The 18,417-nt window shown below is 67.2% G+C and carries 18 protein-coding genes; 16 read left to right on the plus strand and 2 right to left on the minus strand.

Annotated features, from left to right (window positions below; genetic code table 11):
• Window positions 1–6: 6 nt before the first annotated feature.
• Both L3V85_RS06585 and L3V85_RS06590 read left to right on the plus strand, forming a co-directional pair.
• Window positions 7–855 (plus strand): fumarylacetoacetate hydrolase family protein, encoded by an 849-nt coding sequence (locus L3V85_RS06585; protein ID WP_237678582.1) that lies wholly within the window; start codon window positions 7–9, stop codon window positions 853–855.
• A gap of 27 nt (window positions 856–882) precedes the next feature.
• A complete protein-coding gene (locus tag L3V85_RS06590; RefSeq protein ID WP_237678583.1) occupies window positions 883–1,734 on the plus strand; it encodes an AraC family transcriptional regulator in 852 nt (283 codons plus the stop codon).
• Between the two features lie 9 nt (window positions 1,735–1,743).
• Here L3V85_RS06590 and L3V85_RS06595 read toward each other — a convergent pair whose 3' ends face one another.
• Window positions 1,744–2,631, minus strand: coding sequence for a LysR family transcriptional regulator (locus tag L3V85_RS06595; protein WP_237678584.1), 888 nt, complete (start codon window positions 2,629–2,631; stop codon window positions 1,744–1,746).
• Between the two features lie 116 nt (window positions 2,632–2,747).
• Between L3V85_RS06595 and L3V85_RS06600 the strand changes: the two genes are divergently transcribed.
• From L3V85_RS06600 to L3V85_RS06660, 13 genes are all read left to right on the plus strand, one after another.
• Window positions 2,748–3,506, plus strand: a complete 759-nt coding sequence (locus tag L3V85_RS06600; RefSeq protein ID WP_237678585.1) for an SDR family oxidoreductase — start codon at window positions 2,748–2,750, stop codon at window positions 3,504–3,506.
• A 140-nt stretch (window positions 3,507–3,646) separates the two neighbouring features.
• The gene (locus tag L3V85_RS06605; protein ID WP_237678586.1) at window positions 3,647–4,345 is read left to right on the plus strand and encodes a TetR/AcrR family transcriptional regulator; all 699 of its coding nucleotides are present in this window, start codon (window positions 3,647–3,649) and stop codon (window positions 4,343–4,345) included.
• A gap of 70 nt (window positions 4,346–4,415) precedes the next feature.
• Complete coding sequence (locus tag L3V85_RS06610; protein WP_237678587.1) at window positions 4,416–6,212, plus strand: acyl-CoA dehydrogenase C-terminal domain-containing protein; 1,797 nt, start codon at window positions 4,416–4,418, stop codon at window positions 6,210–6,212.
• A 47-nt stretch (window positions 6,213–6,259) separates the two neighbouring features.
• Window positions 6,260–6,694, plus strand: coding sequence for a DUF2147 domain-containing protein (locus L3V85_RS06615; RefSeq protein ID WP_237678588.1), 435 nt, complete (start codon window positions 6,260–6,262; stop codon window positions 6,692–6,694).
• Between the two features lie 39 nt (window positions 6,695–6,733).
• Window positions 6,734–9,133, plus strand: coding sequence for a 3-hydroxyacyl-CoA dehydrogenase/enoyl-CoA hydratase family protein (locus tag L3V85_RS06620; protein WP_237678589.1), 2,400 nt, complete (start codon window positions 6,734–6,736; stop codon window positions 9,131–9,133).
• A gap of 62 nt (window positions 9,134–9,195) precedes the next feature.
• A complete protein-coding gene (locus L3V85_RS06625) occupies window positions 9,196–9,612 on the plus strand; it encodes an endonuclease domain-containing protein (protein WP_237678590.1) in 417 nt (138 codons plus the stop codon).
• Window positions 9,609–10,805: an acetyl-CoA C-acyltransferase gene (locus tag L3V85_RS06630; RefSeq protein WP_237678591.1), complete on the plus strand. Its 1,197-nt coding sequence runs from the start codon at window positions 9,609–9,611 to the stop codon at window positions 10,803–10,805. Before L3V85_RS06625 ends, L3V85_RS06630 begins: the two co-directional genes overlap by 4 nt.
• A gap of 55 nt (window positions 10,806–10,860) precedes the next feature.
• Window positions 10,861–11,766, plus strand: coding sequence for an alpha/beta fold hydrolase (locus L3V85_RS06635; RefSeq protein ID WP_237678592.1), 906 nt, complete (start codon window positions 10,861–10,863; stop codon window positions 11,764–11,766).
• 29 nt (window positions 11,767–11,795) lie between these two features.
• Window positions 11,796–12,632, plus strand: coding sequence for an acyl-CoA thioesterase (locus L3V85_RS06640; protein WP_237678593.1), 837 nt, complete (start codon window positions 11,796–11,798; stop codon window positions 12,630–12,632).
• 2 nt (window positions 12,633–12,634) lie between these two features.
• Entirely contained in the window at window positions 12,635–13,384 is a 750-nt protein-coding gene (locus L3V85_RS06645) for an SDR family oxidoreductase (RefSeq protein WP_237678594.1), read from the plus strand.
• 26 nt (window positions 13,385–13,410) lie between these two features.
• The gene (locus tag L3V85_RS06650) at window positions 13,411–14,007 is read left to right on the plus strand and encodes a 2-hydroxychromene-2-carboxylate isomerase (protein ID WP_237678595.1); all 597 of its coding nucleotides are present in this window, start codon (window positions 13,411–13,413) and stop codon (window positions 14,005–14,007) included.
• 36 nt (window positions 14,008–14,043) lie between these two features.
• Window positions 14,044–14,808, plus strand: coding sequence for an enoyl-CoA hydratase (locus tag L3V85_RS06655; protein ID WP_237678596.1), 765 nt, complete (start codon window positions 14,044–14,046; stop codon window positions 14,806–14,808).
• A gap of 189 nt (window positions 14,809–14,997) precedes the next feature.
• Entirely contained in the window at window positions 14,998–16,104 is a 1,107-nt protein-coding gene (locus L3V85_RS06660) for an ABC transporter substrate-binding protein (RefSeq protein WP_237680506.1), read from the plus strand.
• A gap of 10 nt (window positions 16,105–16,114) precedes the next feature.
• Here the strand turns inward: L3V85_RS06660 and L3V85_RS06665 are convergent, their stop codons facing one another.
• Window positions 16,115–16,540 carry an acyl-CoA thioesterase gene (locus L3V85_RS06665; RefSeq protein WP_081268377.1) on the minus strand — a complete coding sequence of 142 codons (426 nt, stop codon included), beginning with the start codon at window positions 16,538–16,540 and terminating at the stop codon, window positions 16,115–16,117.
• A 41-nt stretch (window positions 16,541–16,581) separates the two neighbouring features.
• Here L3V85_RS06665 and L3V85_RS06670 point away from each other — a divergent pair, with 41 nt between their 5' ends.
• Window positions 16,582–18,414, plus strand: coding sequence for an ABCB family ABC transporter ATP-binding protein/permease (locus tag L3V85_RS06670; protein WP_237680507.1), 1,833 nt, complete (start codon window positions 16,582–16,584; stop codon window positions 18,412–18,414).
• The last annotated feature ends 3 nt before the right edge of the window (window positions 18,415–18,417 follow it).

An 18,417-nucleotide genomic window follows, 5' to 3' on the forward strand; every position in this document is an offset into this window, starting at 1 on the left:
GAAAGCATGAAACTCGTCCGCTATGGCAACCCCGGCAAGGAAAAGCCCGGCCTCATCGACGCCGACGGCAAGCTGCGCGACCTGAGCGCCATCGTCAAGGACATCGGTCCCGAGCAACTGGGCGATGCCGCCATTGCCAAGCTGCGCAAGCAGAAGGTCGACAAGCTGCCGCTGGTCAAGGGCAAGCCGCGCTTCGGCAGCCCCGTGGCCAACGTCGGCAAGTTCATCGCCATCGGCCTGAACTATGCGGACCACGCGGCCGAATCCGGCCTGCCGGTACCCAAGGAACCCGTGGTGTTCACCAAGGCCAACAGCTGCATCCAGGGCCCGAACGACCCGGTGATGCTGCCCAAGGGCTCGGTCAAGACCGACTGGGAAGTCGAGCTGGGCGTGGTCATCGGCACGCGCGCGCGCTACGTGTCGCAAAAGAGCGCGCTCGATTACGTGGCCGGCTACTGCACCATCAACGACATCAGCGAACGCGAGTTCCAGATCGAGCGCGGCGGCACCTGGGACAAGGGCAAGGGCTGCGACACCTTCGGCCCCATCGGCCCCTGGCTGGTGACGCGCGACGAGATCGAGAACCCGCAGAAGCTCGCGATGTGGCTCGACCTGAACGGCCAGCGCGTGCAGACCGGCAACACCAAGACCATGATCTTCAGCGTGGCCAAGATCGTCAGCTACGTGAGCCAGTTCATGACGCTGATGCCCGGCGACGTCATCACCACCGGCACGCCGCCCGGCGTGGGCATGGGCATGAAGCCGCCGCTGTTCCTGAAGAAGGGCGACGTGATGACGCTGGGTATCGAAGGCCTGGGCGAGCAGCGCCAGGAAGTGATTCCCTTCAAGCTCTGAGCGCGGTTCTCTGAGATCATCCGGCGGATGACGAGAACGCCGCCGGACCATCGCTCGCAAGTCTTCGGCACGCCCTGGGAGGGCGTGCACGGCACAGCGATGGACAGTGCCCGCCACTATGGCCGGCACTGGCACGCGACCTACGGCGTCGGTTTGCTCGACCACGGCGCGCAAAGCTCGGCCAGCGGCCGAGGCAAGGTCGACGCCTATGCCGGCGACCTGATCACCACCAACCCCGGGGAAGTGCATGACGGCCGTCCGCTGGGCGGCCCGTCGCGGCGTTGGCGCATGGTGTATTTCGATGCGGCCGTGATGGCGGGCATGCGCGGCGATGACACCGGCGGCCATGACGTCGAGCTCACGCGCCCGGTGCTGCGGGACTCGCGCTTGAGCGGGGCGCTGCGCAGCCTGTTCGTGCGGCTCGATGAATGGCAGGCCCTGCATGCGAGCCGCGCCGCCACAGCCGAAGCGCTGGCCTGCGAAGAGTCCTTGGCCGAGGTCTGCGGCCTGCTGCTCGAGGCCCACTCCACCGCGCTGTCGCTGCGCGAGACCGGCGGCGATGTGCGCCGGCTGCGCGAGCGTCTTGCCGACGACCTGCTCGATGCTCCTTCGCTCGAACAGCTTGCCGCGATGGCCGGCCTCAGCAAGTTCCAGGTGCTGCGCCGTTTCGAGAAAGCCTACGGCGTGCCGCCGCATGCCTGGCTGCTGCTGCAGCGCGGCGAGCGTGCGCGCGCCCTGATCCGCCGCGGCGAGAGCCTCGCCGGCGCGGCGGCCGCCAGCGGCTTCGCGGACCAGAGCCACATGACGCGCGTCTTCACACGCCACTTCGGCTTCACGCCCGGGGCCTGGCAGCGGGCACGCGTTCTGTCCTCGCAGTAGCAGCGGCGCTCAGCGCAGCACGCGGATCAACTCGTCGTACACCAGCCGCACGCGCGCCGGTACCGGTGCACGCTGCGCGCGGTACACGTAGATCGGCCAGGGCTCCGGCGCGTCGGCCTCGAGCACCGGCACCAGCGCGCCCGACGCGAGCCCTGGCTCGGCCAGCGAGCCAATCAACTGCGCGAAGCCCAGGCCCGCGAGCACGGCGGCGCCCTCGGCGTCGAAGTCGTCGGTGACGAAGGCGGGCGATGTCACCGCCAGTTGCCGGCCCTTGCTGAAGATCATCGGCCACGGCCGCCCCGACATGCGGTCGATCAGTGCGGTGAGCGGCATGCCCGCGAGCGCGTCGATGTTCTTCGGCAGGCCGGTGCGCGCGATGAGCGACGGCGCGGCCACCACATGCAGCGCCATCTTGCCCACCGGTCGCGCCACGAAGCGCGCGTCGCGCAGCGGCCCGACGCGCACGCCGATGTCGATCTGCTGGTCGACCATGTCGGCATGCTCCTCCGACACGCGCAAATCGAGCAACAGGCCCGGGTGCGCGGCGAGCATCGGTGCCAGCGCCTGCGGAATCAACCGGCGGCCGAAGATGCCCGGCGCCGTGACCCGCACCGTGCCTTCGTGCTGCGAAAGCGCGCGCCGGTCGGTGCGGTGGAACAGCTCGTCCACGCCGCCCACCGCCACGCGCGCACGCTCGGCGAGCTGCCGGCCGAAGTCGGTGAGCTGCACGCCGCGCGTGCTTCGGTGAAAGAGCGGCTCGCCCAGTTCGTCTTCGAGTTCGCGCACCGCGCGCGTCACCACCTGCGGCGACACCGACAGGCGCACGGCCGCGTCGCGGAAATTGGCGGCGTCGGCGGCGGCGCAGAAAACGCGCAGGGCTTCGAGGCGGTTGGACATGGGAAGTTGGGTATTCCTGTTTCAGGAATTCTGAAGTCGCCAGAGTTTCATTTACGGGAACAGTTGGATTTTCCACACTCGGTGCATCTCTTCAACACCCAGCAAGGAAAACCGCCATGACATCCGTTCAAGACAACATCAAAGGCAAGGTCGCCATCGTCACCGGCGCGAGCAGCGGGCTCGGCGAATCGACCGCGCGCCACCTGGCCGCGCGCGGCGCCAGGGTCGTGCTCGCGGCCCGCCGCACCGAGCGGCTCGAGAAGCTTGTCGCCGAAATCCGCGAAGCCGGCGGCGAGGCCATCGCCGTGGCCACCGACGTGGCCAAACGCGCCGATCTCGAAAAGCTCGCAGTCGCCACGGTGGAAGCCTTCGGCCGCATCGACGTGCTGGTCAACAACGCGGGCGTGATGCCGCTGTCGCCCATCGAGAAGCTCAAGGTCGACGAGTGGGACCGCACCATCGACGTCAACATCAAGGGCGTGCTGTACGGCATCGCCGCCGTGCTGCCGCGCATGCAGGCGCAGGGCAGCGGGCACATCGTCAACATCGCGTCGATCGCCGGGCTGAAGGTGTTCACGCCCATCGGCACCGTCTACAGCGCGACCAAGTACGCGGTGCGCGCCATCTCCGAAGGGCTGCGCGTCGAAATGGGCAACAGCGGCGTGCGCGTGACCGTCGTGTCGCCCGGCGCGGTGGAGTCGGAACTGAAGTTCGGCAGCACCGACGCCGAGAGCGCAGCCGGCGTGAAGGCGTTCTACGAAGCCAACCAGATCCCGGCGGATTCGGTGGCGCGCGCCGTCGTCTACGCGGTGGAGCAGCCGGCGGACGTGGACATCAACGAAGTGGTGCTGCGGCCGGTGTCGCAGGAGTTCTGAGCCGGCAGGCGAGGGGAGGGCCCGATTGCGGCTCTTCCGTGCATCCCATTAACCTTCTCTCGCTGAAGGTCTTTGGCAGCCAAAAGTGCGAAGTCCCTGCAAAATAGAACGACCGTTCGTTTTTGTTTGGGAGTTCCACGATGTCCGCCACTGCCGTCCCCGCCAAGCCCGCCCGTGCTGCCCAGAAGGGCCAGCAGACCAAGGCAGTCATCGTCGACGCCGCGCTGGCGCTGGCCGCGCAAATCGGGCTCGAGGGCCTGTCGATCGGCGCCGTGGCTGAAATCACCAAGATGAGCAAGTCGGGCGTTTTCGCCCACTTCGGCTCGCGCGAGGAACTGCAGATCTCGGTGGTGCGCGAGTATCACGCCCGCTTCGAGCAGGAAGTGTTCTTCCCCGCGCTGAATGCGCCGCGCGGCCTGCCACGCTTGCGCGCCATGTTCGCCAACTGGATGAAGCGCACGTCGACCGAGATCGACTCGGGCTGCATCTACATCAGCGGCGCGTCCGAATTCGACGACCGACCGGGCCCGGTGCGCGACGCGCTGGTCGAGTCGGTCAGCATCTGGCAGGCGGCCGTGCTGCGCGCCATCGTGCAGTCGCAGAGCGAAGGCCATCTGCGCGCCGACGCCGACGAGCGCCAGGTGGCATTCGAGATCCACGGCCTGATCCTCGCGCTGCACTACGAGGCGCGCTTTCTTCAGGTGCCCGGCTCCATCGGCCGCGCCAACACCGGCTTCGACAACATCCTCGCGCGCAGCGCCACGCCCAGTGCGCCGCAGCCCGATTCGGCAGCCGCCGCTGCCGCGCCCACCGCCCGCCGTCTCAAGACCGTGCGCTGAGAAAAGCGCGCGCTCCCGTTTTCGTCTTCCCTTTTCTTTTTCTATCTAGCTTCGACCAGGAGAGTTCCGGATGCCTACCTACAACCCGCCCGTGCGTGACATGCAGTTCGTGCTGCACGAAGTGCTCAACGTCACCGAGGAACTCAAGGCGCTTCCGGCCCATGCCGAGACCGATGCCGACACCATCAACGCGGTGATCGAAGAGGCCGGCAAGTTCGCCGCCGAAGTGACCTTCCCGCTGAACATCAGCGGCGACGAAGAGGGCTGCACGCTCGACAAGGCCACGCACGAAGTCAAGACGCCCAAGGGCTTCAAGGATGCCTACGCCAAGTACGTCGAAGGCGGCTGGCCCGCGCTGTCGTGCGACCCGGCCTTCGGCGGCCAGGGCCTGCCCTTCGTGGTCAACCAGTGCCTGTTCGAGATGCTCAACAGCGCCAACCAGGCCTGGACCATGTACCCCGGCCTCTCGCACGGCGCCTACGAGGCGCTGGCCGCGCACGGCACCGAAGAGCAGAAGAAGACCTACCTGCCCAAGCTCACCAGCGGCGAGTGGACCGGCACCATGTGCCTGACCGAACCTCATTGCGGCACCGACCTCGGCCTGCTGCGCACCAAGGCCGAGCCGCAGGCCGACGGCACCTACCGCATCACCGGCAGCAAGATCTTCATCTCGGCCGGCGAGCACGACATGACGGACAACATCATTCACCTGGTGCTGGCCCGCCTGCCTGATGCGCCGAAGGGGAGCAAGGGCATCAGCCTGTTCGTGGTGCCGAAGTTCAAGGTCAAGGCCGACGGCTCGCTGGGCGAACGCAACCCGATCTTCTGCGCCGGCCTGGAGCACAAGATGGGCATCCACGGTAACGCCACCGCGCAGATCGTGATCGAAGGCGCCACCGGCACGCTGGTGGGCGAGCCCAACAAGGGCCTGGCCGCGATGTTCGTGATGATGAACGCCGCCCGCCTGGGCGTGGGCAACCAGTCGCTGGGCCTGACCGAAGTGGCCTACCAGAACGCGCTGGCCTACGCCAAGGACCGTATCCAGATGCGCTCGCTGTCGGGCGTGAAGGCCAAGGACAAGGAAGCCGACCCCATCATCGTGCACCCCGACGTGCGCAAGATGCTGCTCACCGCCAAGGCCTACGCCGAAGGCGGCCGCGCGCTGCAGATCTTCTGCACGCTGCTGCTCGACAAGGAACACAACCATCCCGACGAGAAGGTGCGCAAGGACTCGGGCGAACTGGTCGCGCTGCTGACCCCCATCGTCAAGGCCTTCATCACCGACAACGGCCACATCTCGACCAACGCCTGCATGCAGGTGTTCGGCGGCCACGGCTTCATCAAGGAATGGGGCATGGAGCAGTTCGTGCGGGACAACCGCATCAACATGATCTATGAAGGCACCAACACCATCCAGTCGCTGGACCTGCTGGGCCGCAAGGTGCTGGGCAACAACGGCGCCTCGCTCAAGAAGTTCGGCAAGCTCGTGGGCAAGCTGGTGGAGGAAGAAGGCGTGAACGAGAAGATGGCCGAGTTCATCAATCCGATCGCCGGCCTGGGCGACCAGCTCACCAAGTTCACCACCGAGATCGGCTTCAAGGGCTTCCAGAACCCCGACGAAGTGGGCGCTGCCGCGGTGGACTACCTGCGCGTGGCCGGTCACTTCGTGTTCGGCTACCTGTTCGCCCGCATGGCGCAGGTGGCCCTGCGCGAAATCGCCGCCGGCAACAACGACCCGTTCTACGTCGCCAAGCTGCAGACCGCGCGCTTCTACTTCGCCAAGCTGTTCCCCGAGACCGCGACGCTGATGCGCACCGCGCGCGCCGGCAGCAAGGTGCTGATGGACACCGACGCGGCACTGGCCTGAGTGGTAGTACTGTCTCGTCTTCCCTCAACTTCCCGGAACCGCCGATCATGAAGACAACACTTGCCGCCCTCCTGTTCGCCGCCACCGCCGCTTCGGCCATGGCCCAGACCACGCCGGTGGGGCTGTGGCGCAACGTGGACGACAAGACGGGCGAGGTCAAGGCCGAGATCAGCATCGCCGAGACCGGCGGCGGCCTGTCCGGGCGCATCGAGAAGGCGCTGGGCAAGGACGCCAAGCCCGGCGCCGTCTGCAGCGAATGCAGCGACGACCGCAAGGACAAGCCCATGGTCGGCCTCGACATCATCCGCGGCGGCAAGAAGGCCGAGGGCAAGGACGTCTGGGAAGGCGGAAAGATCCTCGACCCCGAGAACGGCAAGGAATACCGCGCCAGCTTCACGCCCGTCGACGGCGGCAAGAAGCTCGAAGTGCGCGGCTACCTGGGCCCCTTCTGGCGCACCCAAACCTGGAACCGTGTGCAGTAAGTAGCGGCGCACGGTTTCCCACAACACATACCAAGCAACATGTCCCGATTTCAAGTGAAGAAGGTCGCCGTGCTCGGCGCCGGCGTGATGGGCGCGCAGATTGCGGCCCATCTCGTCAACGTGCGCGTGCCCGTTGTCCTGTTCGATCTGGCCGCAAAGGAAGGCCCGAAGAACGGCATCGTCACCCGCGCCATCGACAACCTCAAGAAGCTCAAGCCCGCGCCGCTGGGCGACGTGGCCGACGCCGTGCTGATCGAGCAGGCCAACTACGAAGACGACCTTGCCAGGCTCGGCGAGTGCGACCTCGTCATCGAGGCCATTGCCGAGCGCATGGACTGGAAGCTCGACCTCTACAAGAAGATCGCGCCTCACGTCGCCAAGCATTCGATCCTGGCCTCGAACACCTCGGGCCTGTCGATCACCAAGCTCAGCGAGGCGCTGCCCGAAGCCCTGAAGCCGCGCTTCTGCGGCATTCACTTCTTCAACCCGCCGCGCTACATGTTCCTGGTGGAGCTGATCAACACGCCCACCACCCAGCCGCAGGTGCTCGACGACCTCGAGGCCTTCGTCACCAGCACGCTCGGCAAGGGCGTGGTGCGCGCGCACGACACGCCCAACTTCATCGCCAACCGTGTCGGCATTGCCGGCATGCTGGCCACGCTGAAGGAAGTCGAGAAGTTCGGTTTGACGCCCGACGTGGTGGACGACCTCACCGGCAAGAAGCTGGGCCGCGCGAGCTCGGGCACCTTCCGCACCGCCGACGTGGTGGGCCTGGACACCATGGCCCACGTCGTGAAGACGCTGCAGGACAACCTCAACGCAGAGACCGATCCGTTCTACGCCAACTTCGCGACGCCGCCGGTGCTCGCCAAGCTGCTCGAACTGGGCAACCTGGGCCAGAAGACCAAGGCCGGCTTCTTCAAGAAGGTCGGCCGCGACATCCTGCGCTTCGACCTGAAGAGCGGCGAGTACGTGCCCGCCGGCGCCAAGGCCGACGAGGTGTACGGCCGCATGCTCAAGAAGCCTGCTGGCGAGCGCCTGAAGCTGCTGCGCGAGAGCGAAGGACCGCAGGGCCAGTTCCTCTGGGCCATCCTGCGCGACGGCTTCCACTACGCCGCCGTGCACCTGGGCGACATCGCCGAGAGCGCGCGCGACATCGACTTCGCCATGCGCTGGGGCTTCGGCATGAAGCAGGGCCCGTTCGAGCTGTGGCAGGAAGCCGGCTGGGCGCAGGTCGCCAAGTGGATCCAGGAAGACATCGACGCCGGCAAGGCGCTGAGCACCGCGCCGCTGCCCAAGTGGGTGTTCGAAGGCCCCGTGGCCGAAGCCGGCGGCGTGCACACGCCAGAAGGCTCCTGGAGCGCATCGCAGAATAAGTTCGTGCCGCAGCGCCGTCTGCCCGTGCATGACCGCCAGCTGTTCCCCGAGAGCGTGCTCGGCGCGAACGCCGCCGACGCCAACACGGCCGGCACCACCATCAGCGACGAAGGCGACGTGCGCGTGTGGACGCTGGACGGTGAAGTGCTCATCGCCAGCATCCATTCGAAGATGCACGCCATCAGCCCCGACGTGGCCGAGGCGCTGGGCGCCGCGGTCGACCTGGCCGAAGCCGAATACAAGGGCCTGGTGATCTGGTCGCCCGACGAGATGTTCTCGGTCGGCGCCGACCTGCAGGCGATGCTGCCGGCCTTCGTGGTCGCGGGCATCGGCGCGGTCGAAGGCGCGGAAGAAGAGCTGCAGAACGTGATGCTCAAGATCCGCTATGCCAACGTGCCGGTGATCTCCGCCGTGCGCGGCCTGGCACTGGGCGGCGGTTGCGAGCTGGCCGTGTACTCGGCCAAGCGCGTCGCCGCGATGGAAAGCTACATCGGCCTGGTCGAAGTGGGCGTGGGCCTGATCCCGGGCGCCGGCGGCCTGACCTACATCGCGCGCCGCGCGGCCGAGAATGCATCGGCCTCGACGGGCACCGACCTGCTGCCTTTCCTGACCGAAGGTTTCACCGCCGCCGCGATGGCGAAGGTGGGCACCGGCGCGCTCGACTCGAAGAAGCTGGGCTACCTGCTCGACAGCGACGTGATCGTGCCGAACAAGGACGAGCTGCTGTACGTGGCGCTGCAACAGGCCAAGGCCATGGCCGACGCCGGCTACCGCCCGCCGCTTCGCCGCACCTTCCGCGTGGCGGGCCGCAGCGGCGCCGCCACCATCAAGGGCCAGCTCGTGAACATGCGCGACGGCGGCTTCATCAGCGCGCACGACTTCCACATCGCCAGCCTGATCGCCAATGTGGTGACTGGCGGCGACGTGGATGCGGGTTCGCTCGTGACGGAGGAATATCTGATGACGCTGGAACGCAAGGCGTTCTGCTCGCTCATCGTGCATCCGAAGACGCAGGAGCGGATCATGGGGATGCTGAGCACGGGCAAGCCGGTGCGGAACTGAAGCGGGTATCCCTCTTTCTCCTTCCCCCTCTGGGGGAAGGCAGGGATGGGGGCAAGCAGCCTATGCAAAACCAATCCACTCCCAACGCGCAGCAGAACGCCCGTACGCTGCGACGCGAAATGACCGACTCCGAGCGCAAGCTCTGGAGCGGGCTGCGCAGCGAGCAGTTGGGAGTGAAGTTTCGCAGGCAGCATCCGCTTGGCAACTACATCGCCGATTTCGCGTGCCTCGAGCCGAAGCTGATCGTCGAACTCGACGGATCTCAACACCAGGCACAGGCCGGCTACGACGCCCGACGTGACGCCTTCCTGCGTGCGCAGGGATTCGAAGTACTTCGCTTCGGCTCGAACGATCCGTTTGTCAATCTTGAAGGGGTGCTGCAGGCCATCGTCAATCGACTGGATGAATTGACGGCCGTCTGCCCCCATCCCAGCCTTCCCCCAGAGGGGGAAGGAGCCCAATCCAGGAGCCATCCATGAAACAAGTCCAAGACGCCTACATCGTCTCCGCCACCCGCACCCCCATCGGCAAGTCGCACCGCGGCTACTTCCGCAACTACCGCCCCGACGACCTGCTGGCCACCACGCTGCGCGCCGCGCTGGCTGCCGTGCCCAGCCTCGATCCAAAGGCCATCGAAGACATCATCTGCGGCTGCGCGATTCCCGAATCGCAGCAGGGCCTGAACGTCGCGCGCATCGGCGCGGTGCTGGCCGGCCTGCCGACCAGCGTCGGCGGCATCACCGTCAACCGCTTCTGCGCATCGGGCCTGTCGGCCGTGCAGATGGCCGCCGACCGCATCCGCGTCGGCGAGGCCGACGTGATGATCGCTGCCGGCGTCGAGAGCATGAGCATGGTGCCGATGATGGGCAACTCGCCCTCGCTGTCGCCCTCGATCTTCGAGCGCGAAGGTGATGTGGGCATCGCCTACGGCATGGGCCTCACCGCCGAGAAGGTCGCGCAGCAGTGGAAGGTGAGCCGCGAGGCGCAGGACGAGTTCGCGCTCGCCTCGCACCAGAAGGCGCTGGCCGCGCAGAAGGCCGGCAAGTTCGCCGACGAGATCACGCCCATCGAAGTGACCGACCGCACGCCGAACCTCGAGACCGGCGAATCGATCGCCAAGACCCGCACCGTCAACCTCGACGAAGGCGCGCGCCCCGACACCAGCCTCGAAGGCCTGGCCAAGCTGCGCACCGTGTTCGCCGCGCGCGGCACGGTGACGGCCGGCAACAGCTCGCAGACCTCGGACGGCGCCGGCGCGCTGATCCTGGCCAGCGAGAAGGCGGTGAAGCAATACGGCCTCACGCCGCTCGCGCGCTTCGTGAGCTTCGCGAGCAAGGGCGTGCCGCCGCACATCATGGGCATCGGCCCGATCGAGGCGATTCCGGCCGCGCTGCGCTATGCGGGCCTGAAGCACGAGGACATCGACTGGTTCGAACTGAACGAAGCCTTCGCCGCGCAGTCGCTCGCCGTCATCAACACGCTGGGCCTCGATCCGTCGAAGGTCAACCCGATGGGCGGCGCCATCGCGCTGGGCCATCCGCTGGGTGCCACGGGCGCCATCCGCTCGGCCACCGTGGTGCACGCGCTGCGTCGCGAGAACCTGAAGTACGGCATGGTCACGATGTGCGTGGGCATGGGGCAGGGCGCAGCCGGTATTTTCGAAAGGGTCTGACCCGCAGCGCGCAAGACACCGCTACGAGTGTCGGCACAACGAAGGAGACAACTTCATGCAGACGCAGCAGCAGCTTCCGGTCGACGGCGGCGCGCAGCAACTGGCGGTGCGCCGCTACGAGCCCGTCGGCGCGCCGCGCGCCAGCATCGTCATCGGCGGTGCGATGGGCGTGCGCCAGTCCTTCTACGAACCCTTCGCGCAGTGGCTTGCCGAGCAGCAGGGCCTGCGCGTCTGGACCTTCGACTACCGGGGCTCGGGCGACTCGCGCGGCAACGAGCCGTTGCGCGAAGTGAAGGCCGACCTGTTCGACTGGGCCCGCGACTACGAAGCAGTGATCGATGCCGCCAAGACCGCGCTGCCCGATGAGCCGCTCTACCTGCTGGGCCACAGCCTCGGCGCGCAGCTGCCGGGCTTCCTGCAGCGGCCCGAGCAGGTCGACGGCCTCGTCAGCATCGCGGCGGGCAGCGGCTACTGGCGCGAGAACGCGCCGAAGCTCAAGCGCGGCATCCTCTACTTCTGGTTCGTGCTGGTGCCGCTGGTCACGCGGCTGTTCGGCTACTTCCCTGGCCGCAAGCTGAGGAAGGTGGGCGACCTGCCGCGCGGCGTGATCCTGCAGTGGCGGCGCTGGTGCCTCAATCCGCGCTACAGCGTGGGCGCCGAAGGCAAGCTCGCGTCGCAGAGCTACAACCGCGTGCGCTTTCCGGTGCTCGCGCTGTCGATGACCGACGACGAACTCATGACGCTCGCGGGCACGCAAAGCCTCGTGAGCTTCTATGCCGGCGCGCCGAGCGCGGTCGAGCGCATCGCGCCGGCCGACGTGCAGGCGCGGCGCATCGGCCACTTCGGTTTCTTCCGCGAGCAGTTCAGCCAGAGCCTGTGGCCGAGCACGGCCGACAAGCTGCACAGGCTGGCTTCGCTTACCGCAGTGCAGCACGCCGGCGTCCCGCACACGACTGCGTGAGCGCACCCACCGGAGGCACACTGCCGATCATGACGACGAGCACGCACCCCTTCGACAAAGCCCTGACGATCCACCACAGCGACCTTCGCGTGGGGCACTTCACCGGCACCACCAGCCCCGACTACTGGAACATGGTCGGGCCCTTCGGCGGCACCACCGCGGCCCTCGTGCTGCAGTCGGTGATGCAGCACCCCGATGTGCTCGGCACGCCCATCGCGCTCACCGTCAACTACGCCGCCGCGCTCGAAGCCGGCGCGTTCGACATCCAGGCCACGGCCGTGCGCACCAACCGCTCGACACAACACTGGACGGTGCAGATCACCCAGCCCGGTACCGGCGGCGCGCCCAACATGACGACCACCGCCACCGTGGTGACGGCCGCGCGCCGCGACACCTGGGGCGAGAGCGACATGCCGATGCCCGAGTCGCCGAGGCCCGAGGCGGTCGAGCGCATGACCATCGGCCCCTCCGGCGTGGCCTGGATCAACCAGTACGAGATGCGCCCCTTCAGCGGTGGCATTCCCTCGAAGTGGGACGCCAGCCTGCACCACAGCGAGACGCGCATCTGGCTGCGCGACGCGCAACCGCGGCCCCTGGACTTCGCCTCGCTCGCCGCGATGAGCGACATGTTCTATCCGCGCGTGTGGCTGCGCCGCGCGAAGCACGTGCCGGCGGGCACGGTGTCGATCACCACCTACTTCCACGCCGGGCCGGAGCAACTGGCCGAGGTCGGCACGGGCTATCTGCTGGGCCGCGCGGCGGGGCAGCAGTTCTTCAACGGTTTCTTCGACCAGTCGGCGCATCTGTGGAGCGAGAAGGGCGTGCTGCTGGCCACCTCGAACCAGATCGTCTACTACAAGGAATGAACATGGCTACTCTGCAAAAGGCCGCACTCATCGTCGGCGCCGGCGACGCCACCGGCGGTGCCATTGCCCGCCGTTTCGCGCGCGAGGGCTTCGCCACCTGCGTCACGCGGCGCAGCCTCGACAAGCTGCAGCCGCTGGTCGCGCAGATCGAGGCCGACGGTGGCCGCGCGCATGCCTTTGCCTGCGACGCGCGCAAGGAAGAAGAAGTGGTCGCGCTCGTCGAGCAGATCGAATCGACCATCGGGCCGATCGAGGTGATGGTGTTCAACATCGGCGCCAACGTGCCCGAGAGCATCCTGAACGAGACCGCGCGCAAGTACTTCAAGGTGTGGGAGATGGCCTGCTTCTCGGGCTTTCTCAACGGCCGCGAAGTGGCGAAGCGGATGGTGGCGCGCGAGATTCCCCAGGGAGGCCATCGCGGCACGATCATCTTCACCGGCGCCACGGCATCGCTGCGCGGCGCGGCCAACTTCGGCGCCTTCTCGGGTGCCAAGATGGCGTTGCGCGCGCTGGCCCAGTCGATGGCGCGCGAGCTTGGACCGCAGGGCATTCATGTGGCGCACGTGGTGGTCGACGGCGCCATCGACACCGAATTCATCCGCAGCAACTTCCCCGAGCGCTATGCGCTGAAGGAAAACGACGGCATCCTGAACCCCGACCACATCGCCGACAGCTACTGGATGCTCCATGCCCAGCCGCGCGACGCATGGACGCACGAACTCGACCTGCGGCCCTGGTCCGAGAAGTTCTGAAGAATTCCGCGAAGGAGACAACGCCAATGACCAAATCCGTCGACTTCTATTTCGACTTCGGCAGCCCCGCCGCCTACCTGGCCGCGACGCAGCTGCCGCATGTCTGCGCCGACACCGGCGCCGAGCTGGTGTGGAAGCCCATGCTGCTCGGCGGCGTGTTCCAGGCGACGGGCAACCACTCGCCCGCCGAGATCAAGCCCAAGGGGCCCTACATGACGGCAGACCTGAAGCGCTTCGCCAGGCGCTACGGCGTGCCCTTCGCGCACAACCCGCACTTTCCGATCAACACGCTGCTGCTGATGCGCGGGGCCACCGGCATCCAGATGAAGGAGCCGGAGCGCTTCGGCGCATACGTCGATGCGGTCTACCACGCGATGTGGGTCGAACCCCGGAACCTCAACGACTCCGCCACCGTCGGCGCCGTCTTGCAAAATGCAGGCTTCGACGCCGCGGGGCTGCTCGCGCTGGCCGGCGCGCAGGAAACCAAAGACCGGCTCAAGGCCGTCACGCAGGAAGCAGTGGATCGCGGCGTGTTCGGCGCGCCCACCATGTTCGTCGGCGACGAAATGTTCTGGGGCCAGGACCGGCTCGAATTCGTACGCGAAGCACTTGCCGCCGCCTGAGGGCGGCACACCACCCGTTCTATCCAAGGATTTTTTATGAGCGACATCCTCGTCCACACCGAAGCTGGTGTGATGACCATCACCTTCAATCGCGTCGACAAGAAGAACTCGATCACCAGCAGCATGTACGCCGAACTGGCTGCAGCGCTGGCCACGGCCGAAAGCGAAGCGGCCGTGCGCTGCGTGCTGATCCAGGGCGACCCGACGATCTTCAGCGCGGGCAACGACATCGGCGACTTCCTCAACGGCCCGCCGTCGACCGAAGAATCGCCGGTGTTCCGCTTCCTGCGCGGCATCGCGACCTTCCCCAAGCCCATCGTCGCCTCGGTGTGCGGCCCGGCCGTGGGCATCGGCACCACGATGCTGTTCCACTGCGACCTGGTCTATGCGGGCGACAACGCGGCCTTCTCGATGCCTTTCGTGAACCTGGGCCTGTGCCCCGAGGCGGCCTCGAGCCTGCTGGTGCCGCAGATGCTGGGCTATCACCGCGCGGCCGAGGCGCTGCTGCTGGGCGAGCCTTTCATGGCCGAGGCCGCGCTCGAAGTGGGCCTGGTCAACCGCGTGGTGCCGCCGACCGAAGCCAACGGCATCGCGCAGATGCAGGCCCGCAAGCTCGCCGCCAAGCCGCTGAGCGCGCTGATCGAGACCAAGCGCCTGCTGAAGAAGGCGCAGATGCCCGCCGTGCTCGAGCGCATGGGCGAGGAGGGCGCGAGCTTCGGCCGCATGCTGCGCGAACCGGCGGCGCGCGAGGCCTTCGGTGCGTTCATGGAGAAGCGCAAGCCTGATTTCTCGAAGGTCTGATCGAGGTGTTTCCGCACTTGCGCGCGTACACTGTCCCGCGTGCAAGTTTCAGGGATCAGAACTCTCGCAACGCCCGACCAGCGGGCGAATGATGCTACTGAAAAAGTAGCATGCCAGCCGGTGCGCCGGCGTACTTTGGGCTTGCTTGCGGGCGCGTTGGTCGCCGCGCCCGCACTGGTTTTCGCGCGGGTGCGGCCGCTGCGCATCGGCGTCATCGGCTCGTGGTCCGGGCCCTATGCGGGCGGCGGTCGCCAGTTCGATGCGGGCATGGCGGTCTGGCTGGCCGCGCACAACCACCACATCGCGGGCCGGCCGGTCGAACTGCTGCGGCGCGACGTGCCCGGCAGCGCGCCCGACCAGGCACGGCGCCACGCGCAGGACCTCGTGGAAAGCGAAAAGGTCGACCTGCTCAGCGGGCTCGACTTCAGCTCCAACGCCTATGCCGTGGGCGCCGTCGCGGCGCAGGCCCGGATGCCCCTCATCGTGATGAACGCCGCTTCATCGGGCATCACGGCGCGCTGCCCGTTCGCGGTGCGGGTTTCTTTCACCATTGCGCAGGTCACGCTGCCGCTGGCGCGCTGGGCGCTCCAGCAGGGGCTGCGCGACGTCTGCACGGTGGTGGCCGACTACGCCTCGGGCGTCGATGCCGAGAGCGCCTTCGTCTCGGGCATCACCGCGGGCGGCGGGCGGGTCGGCGCGATGCTGCGGGTGCCGCTGGCCACGCTCGACTACTCGGCCTACATGCTGCGGCTGCGCGAGCTCAAGCCGCAGGCGGTGTTCTTCTTCCTGCCCTCGGGGCAGATGCCGGCCGGCTTCCTCAAGTTCTGGCGCGACCGCGGCATGGCCGACACCGGTATCCGACTGCTCTCGACCGGCGACGCCACCGACGACAACTACCTCCAGGGCATCGGCGAGCTGGCCGACGGCCTGGTCACCAGCCATCACTATTCGTTTGCGCACGAATCCACGGCCAACCGGCGCTTCACGGGCGTCTTCGAGACCGAATACGGCAGCCACCTGCGGCCGGGCTACTTCGCGGTCGCTGCGCACGATGCGCTCGCGGCCATCGACGCGGCAATGAGCTCGCCCGCCGCGCGCGGCAACGCGGGCGGGGAGCGGCTGGTGGATGCGTTCCGGGGCCTGAAGCTCGACAGCCCGCGCGGCCCGCTCGAGATCGACGCCCACACGCGCGACGTGGTGCAGACCGTCTACATCCGCCGCGTGGAGCGCCAGGGCGGGCGCTGGATCAACCGCGAGTTCGAGCGCTTCGAGCGGGTGCGCGACCCCGGCGTCTGAGCCTGCCCGATCAGGGCTGCTGTTCGATCGGGCGCGGGCGGCCGTTGTCGTCTATTGCAACGTAGGTGAAGGTGGCCTGCGTCACCTTGATGTATTCGCCCTGCGCGCGGAAGCGTTCGGCGAACACCTCGACCGTTACCGTGACCGAGGTGCGCCCGATGCGCACCAGCTTCGAATAGAACGAGAGGATGTCGCCCAGCCGCACCGGCTGCTTGAAGATGAACTCGTTCACGGCCACCGTGGCCTGGCGGCCCTTGGCGTAGCGCGCCGGGATCACCGAGCCGGCCAGGTCGCACTGCGCCATGACCCAGCCGCCGAAGATGTCGCCGTTGGCATTGCAGTCCGCCGGCATCGGAATGACCTTGAGCACCAGCTCCATGTCGGTGGGCAGGCTCTTGAGGGTGGCAGCGGCGGCGGCACTGGAAGTATCTGACATGGGCACAATCTGGAACAAACAAGCAACCACGATTGTCCTCCATGCGCCGCGGCGGCGAAGCCCTCACCCCCTCCCACACCGTGTCCGGCCATCCGCCGGAGCGCGGCGACCGTTCCGACTGGGCGACGCTGCGGCGCCTGTTTCCCTACCTCTGGCAGTACAAGTGGCGGGTGATCGCCGCGCTCACGTTCATGGTGGGCGCCAAGGTGGCCAACGTGGGCGTGCCGGTGCTGCTGAAGAACCTGGTCGACACCATGACGCCCAAGCCGGACATGGCCCAGGCGCTGCTCATCGTGCCCATCGGCCTGCTGCTGGCCTACGGCCTGCTGCGCTTTTCCACGGCGCTCTTCGGCGAGCTGCGCGAGCTGATCTTCGCCAAGGCCACCGAGGGCACGGCGCGGCAGATCGCGCTGGAAGTGTTCGGCCACCTTCATTCGCTGAGCCTGCGCTTTCATTTGGAGCGCCAGACCGGCGGCATGACGCGCGACATCGAGCGCGGCACGCGCGGCGTGCACTCGCTCATCTCGATGTCGCTCTACAGCATCGTGCCGACCATCATCGAACTGGTGCTGGTGCTCTGCATCCTGGGCGTGAAGTTCGATTCGCTGTTCGTGTGGATCACTTTGGCGGCGCTGGTGCTGTACATCACCTTCACGGTCACGGTGACGGAATGGCGCACGCAGTTCCGCAAGACCATGAACGAGCTCGACTCCATGGCCCAGAGCCGTGCGGTCGATTCGCTGCTGAACTACGAGACCGTCAAGTACTTCAACAACGAGGAGTTCGAGGCAAAGCGCTACGACGCCAGCCTCGACCGCTACCGCAAGGCCGCCATCAAGAGCCAGCGCACGCTGAGCATGCTCAACACCGGGCAGCAGGCGCTGATTGCCATCAGCCTGGTGCTGATGCTGTGGCGCGCCACCTCGGGCGTGGTCGATGGGCGCATGACGCTGGGCGACCTGGTGATGGTCAACGCCTTCATGATCCAGCTCTACATTCCGCTCAACTTCCTGGGCGTGATCTACCGCGAGATCAAGCAGAGCCTGACCGACCTCGACAAGATGTTCGTGCTGATGGAAAAAGAGCGCGAGGTGCGCGACGCGCCCGAGGCGCAGCCGCTGGCCGGCACCGATTCGACGGTGCGCTTCGAGGACGTGAGCTTCGCCTACGAGCCCGCGCGGCCGATTCTCAAGCATGTGAGCTTCGAGATCCCGGCCGGCAAGACGGTGGCGGTGGTCGGGCCTTCGGGCTCGGGCAAGTCCACGCTGGCGCGCCTGCTGTACCGCTTCTACGACGTGCAGCACGGACACATCACCATCGGTGGCGAAGACATCCGCGACGTGACCCAGTCGAGCGTGCGCCGCGCCATCGGCATCGTGCCGCAGGACACGGTGCTGTTCAACGACACGGTCGAATACAACATCGCCTACGGCCGCCCCGGCGCCACGCGCGAAGAGGTGGAGGCCGCCGCGCGTGCCGCGCGCATCCACGACTTCATCTCGGCCACGCCCAAGGGCTACGAAACGACCGTGGGCGAGCGCGGGCTGAAGCTCTCGGGCGGCGAGAAGCAGCGCGTGGCCATCGCGCGCACGCTGCTGAAGAACCCGCCCATCGTGATCTTCGACGAGGCCACCTCGGCGCTCGATTCGGCCAACGAGCGCGCCATCCAGTCGGAACTCAAGAGCGCCGCGCAGGACAAGACCACGCTGGTCATCGCGCACCGCCTGTCGACGGTGGTCGACGCGCACGAGATCCTGGTGCTGGAGTCGGGCGTGATCGTCGAGCGCGGCACGCATGCCGAGCTGCTCGCGAAGCAGGGCCGCTACGCGCAGATGTGGGCTTTGCAGAAGAGCGAAGCAACACCGCTGATGTAGCGC

It is taken from the genome of Variovorax paradoxus, assembly GCF_022009635.1.
Lineage (GTDB): Bacteria > Pseudomonadota > Gammaproteobacteria > Burkholderiales > Burkholderiaceae_C > Variovorax.